This is a genomic window from Helicobacter marmotae, from assembly GCF_003364255.1.
Classification (GTDB): domain Bacteria; phylum Campylobacterota; class Campylobacteria; order Campylobacterales; family Helicobacteraceae; genus Helicobacter_C; species Helicobacter_C marmotae.
In genome coordinates, this window is record NZ_NXLR01000002.1 from 1 (window position 1) to 17,683 (window position 17,683).

14 protein-coding genes and 1 pseudogene are annotated in these 17,683 nt (G+C 40.2%); 9 read left to right on the forward strand and 6 right to left on the reverse strand.

All coding sequences use genetic code 11. The annotated features are described in order from the left end of the window. Positions 1-1,832: LTA synthase family protein (locus tag CQA63_RS09635; protein WP_244916254.1), on the forward strand; the 1,832-nt coding region annotated here is incomplete at its 5' end. Here the strand turns inward: CQA63_RS09635 and CQA63_RS01335 are convergent. Genes CQA63_RS01335 through CQA63_RS01345 form a run of 3 tightly spaced genes read right to left on the reverse strand, consistent with a single transcriptional unit; the run spans position 1,833 to position 5,043 of the window. Further along, positions 1,833-2,648 carry a ferritin-like domain-containing protein gene (locus CQA63_RS01335; RefSeq protein ID WP_233706619.1) on the reverse strand — a complete coding sequence of 272 codons (816 nt, stop codon included), beginning with the start codon at positions 2,646-2,648 and terminating at the stop codon, positions 1,833-1,835. 38 nt (positions 2,649-2,686) lie between these two features. After that, a complete protein-coding gene (locus CQA63_RS01340; protein ID WP_104700066.1) occupies positions 2,687-3,826 on the reverse strand; it encodes an MFS transporter in 1,140 nt (379 codons plus the stop codon). 5 nt (positions 3,827-3,831) lie between these two features. Continuing rightward, on the reverse strand, positions 3,832-5,043 hold the full coding sequence (locus CQA63_RS01345; RefSeq protein ID WP_104700065.1) for a phosphoglycerate kinase: 1,212 nt from the start codon (positions 5,041-5,043) through the stop codon (positions 3,832-3,834). A 124-nt stretch (positions 5,044-5,167) separates the two neighbouring features. Between CQA63_RS01345 and hypF the strand changes: the two genes are divergently transcribed. The 8 genes and pseudogenes from hypF to hypE all read left to right on the forward strand — a co-directional run bounded on the left by hypF (position 5,168) and on the right by hypE (position 13,507). Further along, positions 5,168-7,534: a carbamoyltransferase HypF gene (gene hypF / locus CQA63_RS01350; protein WP_104700064.1), complete on the forward strand. Its 2,367-nt coding sequence runs from the start codon at positions 5,168-5,170 to the stop codon at positions 7,532-7,534. After that, entirely contained in the window at positions 7,531-7,884 is a 354-nt protein-coding gene (locus CQA63_RS01355) for a hypothetical protein (RefSeq protein ID WP_104700063.1), read from the forward strand. Before hypF ends, CQA63_RS01355 begins: the two co-directional genes overlap by 4 nt. A gap of 20 nt (positions 7,885-7,904) precedes the next feature. After that, positions 7,905-8,645, forward strand: coding sequence for a hydrogenase nickel incorporation protein HypB (gene hypB / locus CQA63_RS01360; RefSeq protein ID WP_104700107.1), 741 nt, complete (start codon positions 7,905-7,907; stop codon positions 8,643-8,645). A gap of 9 nt (positions 8,646-8,654) precedes the next feature. Beyond that, complete coding sequence (locus tag CQA63_RS01365; RefSeq protein WP_104700062.1) at positions 8,655-8,924, forward strand: HypC/HybG/HupF family hydrogenase formation chaperone; 270 nt, start codon at positions 8,655-8,657, stop codon at positions 8,922-8,924. Then, positions 8,924-9,436: pseudogene (locus CQA63_RS10140) on the forward strand (glycosyltransferase family 25 protein); the annotation flags it as partial. The gene CQA63_RS01365 and the pseudogene CQA63_RS10140, both read left to right, overlap by 1 nt. 249 nt (positions 9,437-9,685) lie before the next feature. After that, entirely contained in the window at positions 9,686-10,816 is a 1,131-nt protein-coding gene (gene hypD / locus CQA63_RS09645) for a hydrogenase formation protein HypD (protein WP_104700060.1), read from the forward strand. Further along, complete coding sequence (locus CQA63_RS01375; protein WP_104700059.1) at positions 10,816-12,519, forward strand: AAA domain-containing protein; 1,704 nt, start codon at positions 10,816-10,818, stop codon at positions 12,517-12,519. Before hypD ends, CQA63_RS01375 begins: the two co-directional genes overlap by 1 nt. After that, a complete protein-coding gene (gene hypE, locus CQA63_RS01380; protein ID WP_104700058.1) occupies positions 12,500-13,507 on the forward strand; it encodes a hydrogenase expression/formation protein HypE in 1,008 nt (335 codons plus the stop codon). The genes CQA63_RS01375 and hypE overlap by 20 nt, the downstream gene beginning before the upstream one ends. On the opposite strand, the gene CQA63_RS01385 is transcribed toward hypE, so the two are convergent. The 3 genes from CQA63_RS01385 to secA all read right to left on the reverse strand — a co-directional run bounded on the left by CQA63_RS01385 (position 13,487) and on the right by secA (position 17,672). Continuing rightward, positions 13,487-13,756: an RNA recognition motif domain-containing protein gene (locus tag CQA63_RS01385; RefSeq protein WP_104700057.1), complete on the reverse strand. Its 270-nt coding sequence runs from the start codon at positions 13,754-13,756 to the stop codon at positions 13,487-13,489. The genes hypE and CQA63_RS01385 overlap by 21 nt on opposite strands. A gap of 98 nt (positions 13,757-13,854) precedes the next feature. Next, complete coding sequence (locus CQA63_RS01390) at positions 13,855-15,126, reverse strand: ABC transporter permease (protein WP_104700056.1); 1,272 nt, start codon at positions 15,124-15,126, stop codon at positions 13,855-13,857. Next, entirely contained in the window at positions 15,126-17,672 is a 2,547-nt protein-coding gene (secA, locus tag CQA63_RS01395; protein WP_104700055.1) for a preprotein translocase subunit SecA, read from the reverse strand. The genes CQA63_RS01390 and secA overlap by 1 nt, the downstream gene beginning before the upstream one ends. Between the last annotated feature and the right edge of the window lie 11 nt (positions 17,673-17,683).

A 17,683-nucleotide genomic window follows, 5' to 3' on the forward strand; every position in this document is an offset into this window, starting at 1 on the left:
TCTCTATGCTTGCTATTATCAATATATGCTTTATGATATGTGTTTTTACACCTTTTGCAGTGTATAGCAGTGATGTATCACAATTTGATGCTACTCAGAGTCTAAATACCCTTTGTGCGCTTTTTGGGATATTTCTTCTCTCTTCATCTTTGCTGATATATCTTTCTAGCTTTTTATATAAGGCTTTTATATTTAAGTTTTCTATGCTTAAGCTTATGAGTTATGGTTTAAGTGTGATTTTATGTATTGGGGTGGTATATACGTTTGTGCTTGATTATAATGTCCTAACGGGGGAGGCGTATTCACAAATTGATAATTTTATCTTTAAAAATCCTCACTCAATCGCTTCTGAGTTTAGCAAATATGTAGATTTGCTTATAGGAATACTCTCTTGTGTGTTGATAGCTTGCTTATTTTATATAAAGAGATATTTTTTAGCGGGCTTAAAGGCTATGTTTGTGGGGTTATTTGTTGTGTGGATTCTAAGCTGTGTGAGTATTTTTAGAGATACCATTAACTCCCTCCCTCCTCCTCTTTCATATAAGAGTAAGTCTTATGAAGAGTTGCTTCCAAGCTTTCATAATGAGCTAACAACCTTAAGTAGCAAATCGCAAAATGTAATAGTTTTGCTTTTTGATGGGTTTAGCGGCTCGCATTTGAGAGTGATTTTAGAGCAATTCCCCGAGTTTAAGGAGAGTTTGGAGGGCTTTGTGTATTATCCTAATACCCTATCCCTTGATGGGCATACTTCAAGGACAGCCCATACTATTCTCACCGGGCATAAGCTCTCTGCGTTTAATAATCAGCACTTAAGCCTGCAAGAATACGCCCTTGCCTCTGCTAAAGCCCTTAAAGAAAGTTATAGAGATTTTCAAAATGCTGGATTTCATATCGCTTCATTTGGTATGCCCTATTTGTCTGCAGCAGATTCTGCTCCCAATATCAGCATTTATGATGATAGAGAAAGTTATACCCCAGCTTATGAGGCTTTTAGCGGAGTAGAGGATATAATTAGCGCAAAAAGAGCGCATAATCGCCCCATAGGTGAAATGCTATCTATAGGCTTATTTTACTTTAGTCCTTATGTTTTTCGATTAAGAATCTATAAAGACTTTGAATTTGGTAATTACTCATGGCTTTTTGGCTCTTCAGTGCAAATTGGCTCTTTTATTAATGGAGTGAAAAATGCCGCGCAACTCCCTATGATTGTGAGAGATTTTAAGGTATCTCCAACTCAAGGCAAAAGCTTTAAATATATCCACACTATGCATAGCCATTATCCATTTATGCTTGATGCGCACACTTGCCTGCCTAAGCTAGATTATAGCAGCACCATTCCTAAGGGCTATCAAGCCTTTTTGCCCAATGCGCGCCATTATGATAATGAGCTATGCGCCATTAAAGAGAGTATATATATGCTTGAGTTACTAAAGCGTGAAGGTATTTATGATAATACGATGATAGTGCTTGTGAGCGATCATAGCTATAATGACATTATAGAGCATAATATGCCCTATAAGCCATCTATAGGCAATAACCCTAATCCGCTTTTGATGATTAAAAACTTTCACGCAAAGGGGGCGTTAAAGACAGATTGGCGTTTTATGAGTAATGCTGATGTGTATGGCATTCTGTGTGATGAGCTTAAAGCCTGCCAAGAGCCTAATATTTTAAAAACTTATCCACAAGGTGTGAGGAAGCTTATCCATACACTCAATGTGCATTGGACGCAAAGTGCGCAAAGAGCTAATCACTTGATTTTTGAAAAGATATGGGAAGTGGAGGGCGATGTATTGAATCCTTTGAAATTTAAGATATATACCCCAGATTAGCTAATGTTTGCTTGCCTGCTCTAGCATATCTAATTCTATTTGGGAGAATCCAGCCATCAATCGCGCCTTTATATTGAGTATCTTAGGCAAGGCATAGAGGGATTTGAAGCGCTCAAGTGTGGAGAGGAAGCTTTGGGCATTGGCGGAGTTATGTTTATAGCGCCACCATTTATCGCCCTTTTTGACATGTGTAATTTCATCTTTAAGGATAAGTTCAAGCGTGTTTAGAATCTGCGGTGTGAGGCTATGCTCAAATTTTTGGATTTTGGCTACTAAAAACGGGTTGGCATCAAGCCCATTGGCTTCTGCTCCTCTATGGAGGAGTGCCATTCTCTCATGCAAGCTAAGCGTAGCCTTTTGTGCGTAAAAAAGCTGTGCATGCACAGGGAAGTCTCCATATTCATAGCCTAGCGCATTGAGAGATTCTCTTAAAAGGCTAAAATGGAGCTTTTCTTCTAGTGCGACTGCAAGCCAATCTGTATAAAAGCTTAAGGGCAAATCTCTAAAGCGATACATCGCATCAAGGGCTAAATCAATCGCGCTATATTCTATATGCACTATGGAATGGAGCACTTTAGCCAATGCTTGAGGGCTTTTTATCGCTTTTACTCTGCGGATTTTAGTGGGGTGAATAATAGAGCAAAATGTTTTATAAGAAGGCTCTGTAAGTGTGCGGGGAGGGTGAGATGAAGTAGGCGTAGAGAGCAGCAAAGATGTGCTTATTTGAGTAAATTCTTCAAGGAGTTGAAGCTTTTGGGTAATGCTTTTGGCGTTGATAATGTCAAAAAGCATATCAAAGAACATATTACAAGACATATAAAGCCCCTCCCCTCATAAAGCCCCCATTGAAGCCCTCATTGAAGTTTTCTCATATGGGTGTAGAATAGCACTGAAGTGGTGCTTAATAAAAGGGCGAGAGCGCAGATAAGAGGTCGCCAACCTAGCATTTGATATATAAATGATGAGAGATAAGAGCCCAATGCCCCACCCATATAATAAAAGCTAAGATACAAGCCACTTAGCACGGCTTTATGCTCAGCACTTAGGGCGTTATTAATCGCACTTAAGACAGAATGAGCCAAAAATGAGCCAATACACATAGCAAACACACCTGCATATATCCACGGGAGGGAATCTATAAGGAATATACATAGGCTTAGGGCAAAGAGATTAAGGCTGATAAAAACGCATTTATATCGCCCGCCTAATAATTGAGTGAGCCAAGAAGCCCCAAGAGAAGTAAATATGCCTATGCTATATCCCCAATAAAGTGCCCCGATTTGATTTTGACTAATACTAGGGAATATGTCTTTTGCATGAAAGGGGAGGGTATTGAGCAGGGCTTGAAAGCTAAAAAACATAACAAACACACTAGAGAGAATAATAAGTGATGTTTTATTAGAGAGAAAGGGCAGCATTTGTTTAAAGGTAATTGGCTGCAAGCGAGTGTGAGTTGGGTTGATATAAATAAACGCAAGCAATGCACTTAGAAGTAAGCTTACCCCGAGTGCAATAAAGCATATCTGCCATGAAAATATATCACTTAAACTTGCCCCACCTACTCTCCCTAGCAAGCCTCCTGCTATGGTTGAGGCGATATAGATACTGATATTTAGCTGTAAAGATTGGCTTTGCAAACGTGTGAGAATCGTTAAAAGTGCGGTGAGGATAGCGGGGAAAAAGAGAGATTGCAAAAAGCGCAAACATAAAAAGAGCATGAAGTTTTCACACAATGCAAGGAGAAGCTGGAAAATCCCTACAAGCAATAATGAAATGGTCAAAATGGCTTTAGATGGGTAGTTTTCTAAAAAATATCCATATAAAAGTGGTGCAAATGCCATAGGCAAAAGTGTAATAGAAGTAATGGCTGAAATATTATATATAGAGGTGTGAAACTCCCATGCAAGGAGTGGGAGAAGCGGCTGCGTGATATACACGCTTGATAACGTGATGATAGCTATATAAACAATGCAAGCTATAGCTTTCGTGCTCATTATGCTTACTTGCGCTCAAGCACTTCAAACGCAGGGAGTATCTTCCCTTCAAGGAGCTCTAAGCTCGCCCCTCCGCCTGTTGAGATGAAGCTCATATTATCTCTCTCGCCTGCCTTATCAATGGCATCTGCGGTATCGCCTCCGCCTATAAGGCTAAAGGCATAGGTATCACTCACCGCATGGGCTAAATTAAAAGTCCCGCGTGAAAACGCTTGAATCTCATAAATCCCAAGCGGTCCATTCCAAATAATCGTTTGAGAGTCTCGCACCACTTCGCTAAAAAGCTTGCTTGTCGCAGGACCCATATCTACTGCCATAAATCCCTCTGGTATGTCTTGTGCGGGAGTGATTTTAATATTGCGATGATCTTTAATATTATCTGTGCTGACTACATCAACGGGGAGATAGATTTTGACCTTTTTTTCTTTAGCATGGTTAAGTATATTGTAGGCTTCTGTAACTAAATCATCTTCTACAAGAGACTTTTGCATATCAAAGCCTAATGCTTTAAGGAATGTATTGCTCATCGCCCCGCCAATGATGATTTTATCCACCACATCAAGGATATTATGCAAAAGGGCGAGTTTGGAGCTGACCTTGCTGCCTCCTACGATAAGTAAAACAGGTTTTAAGGGGTTTGCCATAGCTTTGGCAAATGAATCAATTTCTTTTTTAAGCAATAATCCGGCTACGCATTCTTTGGCGTATTTGGCTATGCCGCAAGTGCTTGAGTGTGCTCTATGGCTTGTGCCAAAGGCGTCATTGACATATATATCACAGAGTGTAGCAAGCTTAGAGGAGAGCTCATCACTATTTTTTTCTTCCCCTTCATAGAATCTAATATTTTCAAGCAAAATCACATTATGTTCTCTTTTTGCTCCCTCTTGCAAGGCTTGGGCAGATTCTATATTTTCTGCAAAGGCAACATCCCGCCCTAAAAGCCTCTCTACGCGCTTAATGACATGCTTAAGTGAAAATTCTGGCATTTTCCCCTTAGGGCGTCCTAAATGGCTTACAAGCACTATGCTTTTAGCATGGTTATCAATGCAGTGATTGATAGTAGGCAGGGCTTCTCTTATACGCGTATCATCAGAAATATCAAAATCTTCATCCATAGGCACATTAAAATCCACGCGGATAAGCACTCTTTTATTCTTGACTTCAATATCTCGCACGCTTTTTGTGTTTTTCATCAGTTCAATGCCTGCTTCTTTCATCTTCGCTCCTCTTTATAAAATGGGGCATTTTAGCATATTTGTGTGATTTATCTTTATACAGCTAAGCTAAACGCTCTAAAGTCCATAAATCATCAATTTGCAATCAAGGTGTTATACTACATCTATGAAAACACAAGGCTATAGCATAGAACTTTTTGGCATTATACAGGGGGTGGGGTTTCGCCCATTTGTGTATCATCTTGCTTGTGAGATGGGCTTACATGGATATGTGCAAAATTGCTATGATAGGGTGGTTATTTACCTTGAAGTAAGGCATAAAAGCCAGATAGAAAATTTCCTAGATACACTTTTAAAGACTATGCCTCCACATGCGTATGTGAGCTCTTATCATATCACTCCAAGTAAAGAATCGATATATAAAGAATCTATCCCCCCGGGTTTTGAAATTAGAGAATCTCAAAGCCAAAGCACACTTAGCCCCTGCTTTTTACCCCCTGATATGCGCTTATGTGAAGAGTGCTTAAAAGATATGAGAACAAAAGGGAGATTCTATCAATACGCTTTTACTACCTGCACATATTGTGGGGCGCGTTATTCTATTATTAATGCCCTGCCTTATGATAGAATCCACACAACTATGCGTAATTTCCCCTTATGCAAAGACTGCCAGAGTGATTATAGTACTGCTTCTAATCGTAGATTCCACGCTCAACCTACCTCATGCCTAAGCTGTGCTATTAGGCTTTATCGTATCGATAAAAACGGCACTTTTAAGCCAGAATCTGCCACAGATGACATACTTTTAATCCAAGAAATAGCACAAGTAATTAAGGCGGGCAAAATCGTTGCTATTAAGGGCGTGGGCGGGTTTAATTTAATCGTTGATGCGAGTAATAAGCAAGCCCTCTCTACCTTGCGCCAGAGGAAAAACCGCCCTAAAAAGCCATTTGCCTTGATGTTTAAAGATATAGCACAGATTGAAAGCCTAGTCAAACTCTATGAGTGTGAAAAACAAGCCCTCCTCTCCCCACAAGCGCCTATTGTGCTTTGTGAGAGGCATTTTCAAAAAGGAGGGGTGTTAGATGAGGAGAGCTTAGCATTAATAGCCCCAAGATTGCACACTTTGGGAGTTATCTTGCCCTATAATGGCATTATGTCTTTGCTTTTTGACTATTTAGACAAGCCCATTGTTTTTACGAGCGCTAATCTTGCCTCTGAACCCATTATCACTAAAACAGATGAGCTTGTAGAAAAGCTCTATACACTTAATCCTATAGCAGATGTAATCTTAAGCTATAATCGAAGCATTAGTCATGGTGTTGATGATAGTATCGTGCGCTTTATGGCGGGGGCTATGCGCCCTTTGCGCTTAGCTAGAGGCTATGCGCCCCTCTATCTTCCTCAAAAAGGCATAAAAGCAGGGTTGGTTATGGGTGTAGGCGCACAGCAAAAATCAAATCTTTGCTTCATTGATAGCAGCAATCAAGCGTGCATTAGCCCATATATTGGGGATTTGCAAAGTGTAGATTCTATAAAGCGATATGATGAGGTAAGCGCATTTTTTCGCGGGCTTTATAAGCAAGATATAGCTTTGATTGTACATGATTTACACCCGCAATACATCTCTACGCAAAAAGCACAAGACTTAGCAGAGCAAAACACTCACCTCTATGCCCTCTCTCATCATAAGGCGCATTTTTATGCTATCTTAGCAGAGCATAAAGGCTTAGATGAGCCCGGACTTGGCATTATATGGGATGGCACTGGACTTGGTGAAGATGCTTGTATTTGGGGTGGAGAGTGCTTTTTGTATCAGCCAGGTGCAAGCTTAGAGCAGCAAATGCAGAGAATTTATCATTTTGATTATTTCACACTTTTAGGAGGGGAGAGCGGGATAAAGGATATTGGCAAATTAGCTTTGAGTATGATGTGGCATTATGATGTATTTTGTGAAGAGCTCTTTCATTTTAGCTCATTAGAAATGCAAGTACTGCAAAATGCCTACAAAAGTGGTGTATATAAGCAAACAAGCTCACTTGGAAGGATTATTGATGGGGCAGCTTATATCTTAGGCTTATTGCAAACGCAAAGCTATGAGGGGGAGAGCGGGGCGTTATTAGAATCGTATGCCTTGCAAGATATGCAAGAGCACCAAGAAGAAGGGGATTGTATCGAGCCTTATGGGTTTGAGATGCAAAATGGTGTGATTATTTTTAAAGACATACTTTTAGGCTTGCTCCAAGAGAGGGCTAAGCCTAAAAGGGCGGCGAGAAGATTCCTTGAAAGCCTTGCTTATATTGCCCTCTCTTTGGCTAAAGCTAGCCCGCAAGCACTACAAACCCAGCACACTTTAAGGGTATATTTTAGCGGGGGTGTGTTTCAAAATAAGTTTCTTTGTGATAAAATCCAAGATTTATTCACTAAGGAGTGCATTCCATTTTATATGCACCAAGTCTTGCCATGCAATGACGCAAACATTAGCTTTGGGCAAGCGGTTTTTGGAGCGCGTAATTTTAAGGCACAAGTATGAGAGAAGTTTTAGGTAATAATTTTCTTTATTCTCCACACGATACAATTACCCAACAAGGGGAATTCACAGATGAAATACTTAATCACCTACAAAGGCAGTTATTTTGTCATTCTGAGCCTCCTTTAGGAGGCGAAGAATCTCTTTTAAACTTACTGGAAAGCCCACAGCAATTCTTCGGGACTAAAGCCCCTCACAATCACAATAAGCCTACCCCCACAAAGGGAGCTCCCACTAGGACTGATAATACTTCTAACCCACAAGATAACATTACGAGCCATTTTAAAAGCAATGTTTTGCTAGTCTGCCAATATGACAAACTCAAACAAACACAATATGAAGAGGAGATGTGATGCAAAAAAATGATACACAAATGCAAAATAAAGACTTCAAACGTCGCGATGAGCGATTAAAAAACAATCCAAATTTGAGTAAAAAATCTGTAGAGATTGTGCATAAAATACTCTCTAAAAATGATCTCAAAGCCCAAGAGCTTCGCACACAATATAAGGAGCTAGGGCTTTATGTAATTAACCTTATGAGCTCTCCGGGCAGTGGGAAAACAACTTTTTTAGAATCCTTATCTACTTCTACAGATATGCGTTTTTGCGTGTTAGAGGGGGATTTAGAGACAAATCGCGATGCCAAAAGACTTGAAGATAAGGGTGTGAGTGCGTATCAAATTACCACAGGGGAAGCCTGCCATTTAGAGGCAGCGATGATAGAATCTGGCTTTAAAGAGCTGCAAAAGCAGTGCGATATGGGGCAAATGGATTATTTGTTTATTGAAAATGTGGGGAATTTAGTATGCCCAGCAAGTTATGATGTGGGGGCAAGCTTGAATATGGTCTTTCTCTCCACACCTGAGGGCGATGATAAGGTGTTGAAATATCCTACGATGTTTATGTGTGCTGATGCGGTGATTATCACTAAGGCAGATTTGATAGAGCATTTTGACTTCAGTGTAGATAATGTGCGCCGCGATTTAGATACTTTGAGGGCGAATGTGCCTATTTTCCTAACAAGTAGTAAAGATGCTAAAAGCATTCAAGCGGTGTATGATTTTATCACGCAAAAGTGTGCGCAAAATTACCATTCTACTCATCAATTTTAAGGAGAACGTATGTGTTTAGCTATTCCTTCTAAGGTTACAGAGATAAAGGACAATAATATAGCCATAGTAGATACGCTAGGAGTGAAGCGCGAGGCGAGCTTGGATTTACTTGATGAGGCAGTAGAAGTGGGGGATTGGGTGCTTTTGCATATTGGCTATGCGGTAAGTAAGATTGATGAGCAAAGTGCTAAGGAGAGTTTGGAGCTTTATGATGAGATACTCCAAAGTATGCAAGAAGAAGACCAAGAGCTGGCAATGGCAAATGCAAGGCTGGAGTGATGAAGATATTTGTTGTGAATCTCCCCCGCATAAAGGAACGCAAAGATTCTATGCTAAGGCAGCTTGCTCGCATTAAAGAGGAGCAGGGGCATTATGAAATAGTATTTTTTAACGCTATTGATGCCTCAAAGGGCGAGCATTTGAGCTTTAAGCAATACTCCCCTTTGAAGAGTTTGTTATTTCGAGGTAAGCCTATGAGTGATGGAGAGAGGGCGTGCTTTGGGAGTCATTATCGCTTGTGGGAAAAGTGCATTGAGTTAAATGAGCCTATAGTGGTGCTTGAAGATGATGTGGAGATATTTAAGGGCTTTTATAAGAATTTGAATCATATCGCCAAAAGTGGGTATGTATATGTGCGCCTTATGTATACAAAGATCAATGCCAAACTCTATATATTGCCAGATGATTTTTATATCGGCTTTGCTCCGCTTGCAGGCACGCAGGGTTATTACCTTACACCCACTGCGGCAAGGGCATTTATCAATGGTGCTTCTTCGTGGTTTTGCCCGGTAGATGATTATATGGATATGTATTATATTCATCATATCCCTAATATTTGCATTAAGCCTATTTTGGCAGAAAAGTATATGCCTACAACCATAGAAGGGCGCTGGAGTAAGGTAGCATGGTATTTGAAGATTCCCCGAGAGTTCTCAAGATTGTATTTTCAACTCAGAAAGATGCTTTATTTGAGCTTTTTTAAGAAAACACTTCTTATGCCAAAAGATGCTCTAAATTCGCTGGGGGGGGGGGGGTATGCTATGCTAGATCGCAAAAAACCATTTCATTTAATTGAAAATTTCCGCGATAAAGATGTGATTTTAGCCTATAGCAAAAAGATAGAAAAGCTCTCTTTATCCCTCCCTAAGCCTCTTTATATTATGGAGGTTTGTGGAGGGCATACGCATACGCTTATGCGCTATGGGCTTTTAAGCCTTTTGCCTAAAAATATCAACTTCATACATGGACCGGGCTGCCCTGTGTGCATTATGCCTAAAAATCGCATTAATCAAGCCTATGAAATTGCTATGCAAAAAGATGTGATTTTAATCACACTAGGAGATATGATAAAAATCCCCGGAACGCATGGGAGCTTAGCAGATGCTAGGGCAAAGGGAGCTGATGTGCGTTTTGTGTATTCACCTATGCAGGTGCTAGAGATAGCTAAAGCCAATAGAGATAAGCGTGTAGTGTTTTTTGCCATTGGGTTTGAGACAACTACACCTATGAGTGCAGCAATTATAGAGCATGTACTACAAGAGGGGCTTACCAATGTGCTTTTTCACATTAACCATGTGCTTGTCCCTCCGCCCTTACATGTGATTTTAAGCGATAAGATGTGTGCGATTAATGCCTTAATTGCACCTTCTCATGTTAGCGTGATTAGCGGGGCAAAGATTTATAAGGAAATTGTAGAGAGATATGCCTTGCCTGTGGTAGTAAGCGGATTTGAGCCTGTAGATATGATGGAGAGTATTTATATGATTGTAAGCCAAGCCTTAAATGCTCAAAATAAGCTAGAGATTCAATACAAGCGCGTAGTGAGTATGGAGGGTAATCTCAAGGCTCAAGCCTTAATAGGACGTTATTTTGAGAAGCGAGATAGCTTTGAATGGAGGGGGTTAGGGGAAATTAGAGAATCTGCTTTGAAATTAAAGCCAGAATATGCCCATTTAGACGCAGAGCTAGCTTTTGATGGCATTTTAAGCAAGGCATATATCCCTGATAATAAAGCCTGTCGTTGCGGGGATATTTTACGCGGGCAGGCTAAGCCTACTGATTGTAAGGTATTTGCTAAAGCTTGCACTCCAAGTAATCCTTTAGGAAGCTGTATGGTAAGCAGTGAGGGGGCTTGCGCGGCGTATTATAAATATGGCGGTATATTGCGCTAATGGATATAAAACACACACTTTTAAATGCTGCCCATATTTATTATGACTATCTTTGTGAGCATAATTTGGGCTTGAGTGAGATTAGCATTAAACATTATCAATGTGCTAATGATGAGCTTATTGTTGCCTTTAAAAGCAGTGTTGGCGATATGGATTTGAAATTAAGTGCGACCTTGCTTTTAAATATAGGCGATCAATTTTATAGCATTGCAGAAGAGGGTGAGTTTAAGCTCGCATTTTATGATGAAGAGAGAAAAATGCTCCATATCAAGCTAGAAGATACAAGTAAAGCCCTAATTGTAAAATCTATCAAAAAATCTCTGCCTTTAAGGCTTTTTAGCGATTTGAAGTTTTTAGTTCAAAATGTGATTGATTTTTTTGAAAATTATGGTGATGAGGTAGCTCTGTGTGATGGCATTGCTCAAAAGCAAATTGCCTTTATTGATACTCTAAGCCAAGAGCAAAATCAAGCCCTTTTTTCAGTGCTAAATCACCCTCTAAGTTATGTATGGGGACCTCCGGGCACGGGTAAGACGCAAGCTGTGCTTTTCCAAGCGTTGTTGTATTATATTAAAGAGGGCAAGAGAGTGGCTATCATTGCAAGTACCAATAATGCCCTTGAGCAAGTGCTAAAAACCCTTATTGCGCAATTTGACACATTAGGGCTAGAGAGGAGTATGATATTACGTTTAGGTATGCCTACACTGCAATATATCAATGCCTATCCGCAAACATGCGACCCAAGTTTGTTTAAGCAAAACAAGCAGACAGATTTATTTAGCTTCCAAGATACGCTTAAAACTCGACTAAAAGATGCGCTTGTTGTGGGCGTTACCTTAGATGGATTTATTAAACGATATGAGAGTTTGGAGCTAAGTTTTGCACATATTTTTTTAGATGAATGCGCATATGCACCATTAATTAAAGCTTGTGCCTTATGCGTGGATAATACGCCCCTTGCATTCTTTGGGGATCATAAGCAGCTCTCCCCTGTGTGCGAAATGCCCCTAGAAGAGATGAACCAAGAGGGCAATCATAATGCCTTTATATGGAATCTCTCTTCACTTTTTTTAGAATCTTTTTGCAAAGGAGAAAAGCCCTATAAGCTTGCAGCCTTAGCGCAAAATAGCTCTGATATGCCGCCTTTAGATGATATGATTGTAAGCAAACTCTCTCAAACTCATCGCTATGGAGATAATCTTGCAAAAATCTTAGATAAATATATTTATCATATAGGTTTAAGAGGGCTTGATAGCCACATGGAGCTTTTGGTTTATGATAGCGGTGCTAAAAGAGAGCAAGAGAAGCATATCAGCGAGAGTGAGGCTTTGATGTGCAAGCGATTATGTGAGCATTTAGCTAGAGATGATTATGCGGTGATTACGCCTTTTGTCAAGCAGAGAAAGCGGCTTATGCAATATTTGGGACGTGATAGGGTTTTTACTATTCATGGTTCGCAGGGGCAGGAGTTTGATAATGTGATTCTCTCTCCTGTCTCTTTGCATTATCATTTGACAGATTCTAGGCAGTTGCATGCACTTTATGCACTCAATGTAGCTATATCACGTGCTAAAAAGCGGCTTTTTATCGTGTGTGATTATGCCTTTTGGAGTAAGCAAACAGATCAGCTCCTTTGGGCAATTTTACAAGAATCTAAGCTTATAGGCACTTCAAGGAGTCAAAATGAAAAATACGCATATTAGCCTCTCTCATGGGAGCGGAGGAGTGGAGTCTCATACTCTTATTTCAGAGCTTATATACAAAGAGCTTGGTGAGTTGATTATTGATGGTGGGGAAGATGCAGGGGTGTTTAGCGGAGCGAAGAGCTATGCGATAAGCACAGATAGCTATGTGGTGAATCCTATCTTTTTCCCCGGGGGGGATATAGGGAAATTATGTGTGTGTGGCTCAAGTAATGATGTAGCTATGCGTGGGGCTAAGCCTTGCTATTTAACTTTGGGCTTGGTTTTAGAAGAGGGTTTTGAAATAGCAATGTTGAAAAAAATTTTACACTCTATTAGAATCGAGGCACTCCATGGGGAGCTAAAGATTCTCTCAGGGGATACAAAAGTCGTCCCAAAAGGTAATGCGGATAAAATTTATATTAACACTACTGCTATTGGCAAAATGCAAGCAAATTGGCATATAAGCAATATAGAGGTGGGTGATGAGATTATCCTAAGTGCGCCCATAGGCACGCATGGGGCTGCATTGTTTTGCTCAAGGAATGAGATTGCATTGGAGAGTGATTTAAAGAGTGATTGCGTACAACTCTATCCACTTATCTCATCTTTATGTGACTATGAGATACACACTATGCGCGATGCCACAAGGGGAGGGCTTGCTGCGGTGCTGAATGAATGGTGCAGAGGGGCTTGCGTAGAAATGGAGATTATGCAAGAGCATATTCCTATATTAGAGCAAGTGCGGGGAGTATGTGAGATACTTGGTTTAGAGCCATTAAGTTTGGCTAATGAGGGCGTGTGCGTAATGGCTGTAAAAGCAAGTGAAAGTAAGAATATTTTAAAAGCTTTAAACAAGCATGAATTAGGGAAAAATGCTTGTGTGATTGGACGTGTGGTGGGTAAAGCAAAGGATATAAAGCACTCTAGGGCAATAATGCTAAATCCATGGGGTGGGAAATCATATATAGAATATCCACAGGGAGAGTTACTCCCTAGAATCTGCTAGGGCAAACTTTCGTGCTCGCGCCTCATTTACATGTAAAGTTCGCCCTCTAAAGTCCTTTGAATCAAGTGCCTCTATGGCTTTTAGTGCATCTTCATCTTGCATTTCTATAAAGCCAAAGCCCTTAGGCTTGCCGCTTTCTCTATCATTAATAAGCTTTACAGAAAAAACTTCACCAAATTGAGAGAAAAGCTCTTTTAGCTCCTCATTTGTAACCGCATATACTAAATTTCCTACATAAAGTGTTTTCAAAAGAACTCCTAAAAAGTAAATAACCCCTCCATTTATAGAGGCTTCATTAATGCTAAGATTTATTTACTTATAAGATTCTTAAAATGTATGTAATAATACTACTCGTTGCGTAAAACTTGCAAGGTATCTATCAAAGCAGCCTTTTTGGCAGGGTAGTATGATGAGAGGCATACAATAAGACTAGCGCCTATGATAGTAAGGCTAAAGTCAAGCCAAGATAAATCAAGTGGTAGCTTAGAGCTGCCATATACATCTGCAGGAAGTGAGATAATAGGAAAGGTATCAAGCACATACATAGCAATGCCTGTAAGCACAATGCCTAGCATAATCCCGCTTAGCCCAATGGTATTGCCTACCCAGAAAAAGGTTTTTCTAATCTCTTGTCTGCTTGCACCAAGTGAGAGAAGCAAAGCGATTTCTTTGCGGCGATTCATAACCACCATAAGAAGAGAACTGATGATATTGAGACTCGCCATAACAATAATCAGCATAAGCACGATAAAAAGTGCGCGCTTTTCAAGCTCTAAAGCTGAAAAAAAGTTCCCATTTTGCTGCCACCAGCCCTCAATGCCGGCTCGATTTGGAAAATGGAGTTTTAAAAATGCACTTATAGCGTGAATGTCTTGCATAGGATTTGGAGTGTAAATATGTATCCCATCATATACGCCATCAGGTATGCGGCGGATTTTTTGCAGGGCTTCTAGGTTTGTGTAAGTATAGGCTTCATCATATGCCCTAAGTCCCGATTCAAAAAATCCTGCGATAGCAAAACGTTTATTAATGGGTGTGTAGCTAAAGCCAGATGGCTCAAGCTGTGTAAAAAAGAAATCAAGCTTATCATCTACTTGTAAGTTAAAATGCTCCTCAAGCCCTTTACCCACGAGGATAGAAAAAGTTTTATTCTTAAAGGTATTGATAGCTTGTGTTTTAAACGCTTCCCTTTCTTGCTCTGTTGGTATTTGGTGCGAGGGTTCAAAAGCCTTGCTTACTACTTCATTGATTTGAGATTCTGCATACATATCTACACCAAAGACCATAGCCGCATTCATACTATTATTTACTTTTGCTACTGCTTGATAGCGTAAATATGGGCTAAAGAGAAAATCGGGGAATTGCTCTTTTAGGGCTTGTAAGATCATATCATCTACGCCCGCATGGGTGGTAGAATACACGCTTAAAGGGTAGTTCATTACAAAAAGCTTGCGCTCAAATTCCTTTGACATACCATTCATAATAGCCATGGCTACACATAGCACCATAACCCCTATGCCCACACCAAAAAATGCCAATAAAGCTGTGATAGATATAAAAGGTTGTGTTTTATCAAAGCGCAAATATCGCGGCAGAAGGTAGAGTGTGAGGGCGTTCATTAAGCGAGCAACCCCTTTTTGGGTCCGCTTTTACCATGGCAGAGTTTGTACTTTTTACCACTGCCACAGGGGCATGGGTCATTACGAGAGATTTTGGGCTTTTGTGTAGCATTGTTTGTGCTAAAGGCTTGAAAATCTTCTTCCAAATCTTCTTGCATATTTTGAAGCATTTTGTTTGCTGCTTGCTCCTCTTTTTCTCGTAGTTGAATAATACTTAGCATTTTAGTCGTTTCTATTTTGAGATTCTCTACAAATTCTAAAAAAAGGTTGTAGCTTTCCTTTTTATATTCCACAAGGGGGTCTTTTTGATTATAACCGCGCAAGCCTATACCTGTTTTGAGATTATCCATTGTGTAGAGGTGCTCACGCCATGAGCTATCAAGCACTTGCAAATATATAATACGTTCAATCTCCTTTCTCTGCGCTGCCTCAAGCTTTGACATTTTGCCCTCATAGCTTTGCTCCATTTGTGTGATGACTTGGGAGAGCAAATCATCATAATCCAAACCTTCGCTATTTTGTAGCTCTAGTCCTAACTCTTCTTTCAGTTGGGCTTTAAGCGTGGATAGGCTTAGGCTATCATAGCTATCACCGGGGAGGATTTGTGCTTTATAGAGGAGAGATTGGGCTGTAATCTCGCGATTAGTTTTAATACGTTCATCTAAAGAGCATTGCTCATCAAGGAGCTCATTGCGGAGTTTATATACAGCTTTGCGTTGTTCATTGGCTACATCATCATATTCAAGGAGGTGTTTGCGTGATTCAAAATGGAGATTTTCTACCTTTTTTTGCGCACTCTCTACCGAGCGAGTTACTAGAGAAGATTCTATATGTTCGCCATCTTTTAGCCCGAGCTTTTCCATAATGGTTTTAATTTTATCACTACCAAATATCCGCAAAAGCGAATCTTCTAAACTCAAGTAGAATTGGCTTACCCCCGGGTCGCCTTGTCGTCCGGCTCTCCCGCGAAGTTGATTATCGATTCTACGGCTCTCATGCCTTTCTGTGCCGATGATATAGAGCCCGCCAAGGGAGCGGATTTCATCAGTGATTTTAATATCAACACCACGTCCTGCCATATTGGTAGCAATGGTTACCGCACCTTTCACTCCTGCGTCTTTAATAATCTCTGCTTCTTTGCTGTGTTGCTTAGCATTAAGCACGGTGTGGGGGATTCTCTGCTTTTTTAGCAATTCATGTAAAATCTCACTTTTTTCAATACTTGCTGTCCCTACAAGCACAGGTTGCCCCTTTTTGTGGAGCTCAGTAATTTTACTAATAAGGGCATTGAACTTTTCTTTCTCACTTTTGTAGATGAGGTCATTTAAATCTTTGCGCTGCACGGGGACGTTTGTGGGGATACTCACTACTTCGAGATTATAAATTTGTAAAAATTCGCTTGCTTCAGTTTGGGCTGTGCCTGTCATACCTGAGAGTTTTTCATAAAGGCGGAAGTAGTTTTGAAATGTAATATCTGCTAAAGTTTGACTTTCTTCTTTAATATCTACTTTTTCTTTAGCTTCAATGGCTTGGTGCAAGCCCTCACTAAAGCGTCTCCCCTCGCTTAAGCGCCCTGTAAATTCATCAACAATCACCACTTCATTATCTTGGACTACATAGTCCTTATCTTTAATAAAAAGATAGTTTGCCTTAAGGGCTTGGTCAAGATGATGAGAGAGGGCGGCATTTTCTATGCTATAGAGATTATCTACTTTAAAAAGCAGCTCAGCCTTTTTGATACCCTCTTCGCTAAGTAAAATCACACGATTTTTTTCATCAATGCTAAAGTCTATTTCATTTTTCAGCTCTTGGGCGACACTATTGGCAAAATGATAATGCTCTAATGTGCGATTTACAGGTCCGGAGATAATAAGCGGGGTCCTTGCTTCATCAATTAAAATAGAATCTACTTCATCGATAATGGCAAAATAATGCTCCCTTTGTACCTTTTGTGCAAGGTCGTATTTCATATTATCACGCAAGTAATCAAAGCCAAATTCATTATTAGTGCCATATACAATGTCGCTTGCATAGGCGTTTAAACGCAAGGTATCATCACGTAATTCGCTAGTAATAACCCCAACGCTAAAGCCTAGAAAATTATAAAGTGGCTCTAGCTCTTTGGCGTCTCGATTGGCAAGATAGTCATTCACTGTGACCACATGCACGCCCCTGCCACAAAGTGCATTGAGGCATACAGCAAGTGTAGCTACAAGTGTTTTGCCCTCTCCTGTTTTCATCTCCGCAATGCGCCCGTCATTTAGCACCATACCACCTATAAGCTGCACATCAAAATGCCGCATACCAAGCACGCGTTTGCTTGCTTCTCGTGTAATGGCAAAACTCTCATGAAGGACTGATTGCAAACTCTCTTGTGCATTTTGGACTTTGATTTTGAGCTCATTAAAGGCATTTTGGAGTTGCTCATCACTCATAGTTTGATAGAGAGATTCTAAGGCATTGATTTTTTGTACTTCTTTTTGATATTGTTTAATGAGTTTAGTATTACGTGAGCCTAGAAATTTTGAGATGAGAGATTGCAACATAGATACGCCCT

What these genes read in the sequence shown, in the direction of transcription:
- CQA63_RS01335 (WP_233706619.1), bottom strand. Translation starts at nt 2,648, where the DNA reads ATGTCTTGTAATATGTTCTTTGATATGCTTTTTGACATTATCAACGCC.
- CQA63_RS01340 (WP_104700066.1), bottom strand. Translation starts at nt 3,826, where the DNA reads ATGAGCACGAAAGCTATAGCTTGCATTGTTTATATAGCTATCATCACG.
- CQA63_RS01345 (WP_104700065.1), bottom strand. Translation starts at nt 5,043, where the DNA reads ATGAAAGAAGCAGGCATTGAACTGATGAAAAACACAAAAAGCGTGCGA.
- hypF (WP_104700064.1), top strand. Translation starts at nt 5,168, where the DNA reads ATGAAAACACAAGGCTATAGCATAGAACTTTTTGGCATTATACAGGGG.
- CQA63_RS01355 (WP_104700063.1), top strand. Translation starts at nt 7,531, where the DNA reads ATGAGAGAAGTTTTAGGTAATAATTTTCTTTATTCTCCACACGATACA.
- hypB (WP_104700107.1), top strand. Translation starts at nt 7,905, where the DNA reads ATGCAAAATAAAGACTTCAAACGTCGCGATGAGCGATTAAAAAACAAT.
- CQA63_RS01365 (WP_104700062.1), top strand. Translation starts at nt 8,655, where the DNA reads ATGTGTTTAGCTATTCCTTCTAAGGTTACAGAGATAAAGGACAATAAT.
- hypD (WP_104700060.1), top strand. Translation starts at nt 9,686, where the DNA reads ATGCTAGATCGCAAAAAACCATTTCATTTAATTGAAAATTTCCGCGAT.
- CQA63_RS01375 (WP_104700059.1), top strand. Translation starts at nt 10,816, where the DNA reads ATGGATATAAAACACACACTTTTAAATGCTGCCCATATTTATTATGAC.
- hypE (WP_104700058.1), top strand. Translation starts at nt 12,500, where the DNA reads ATGAAAAATACGCATATTAGCCTCTCTCATGGGAGCGGAGGAGTGGAG.
- CQA63_RS01390 (WP_104700056.1), bottom strand. Translation starts at nt 15,126, where the DNA reads ATGAACGCCCTCACACTCTACCTTCTGCCGCGATATTTGCGCTTTGAT.
- secA (WP_104700055.1), bottom strand. Translation starts at nt 17,672, where the DNA reads ATGTTGCAATCTCTCATCTCAAAATTTCTAGGCTCACGTAATACTAAA.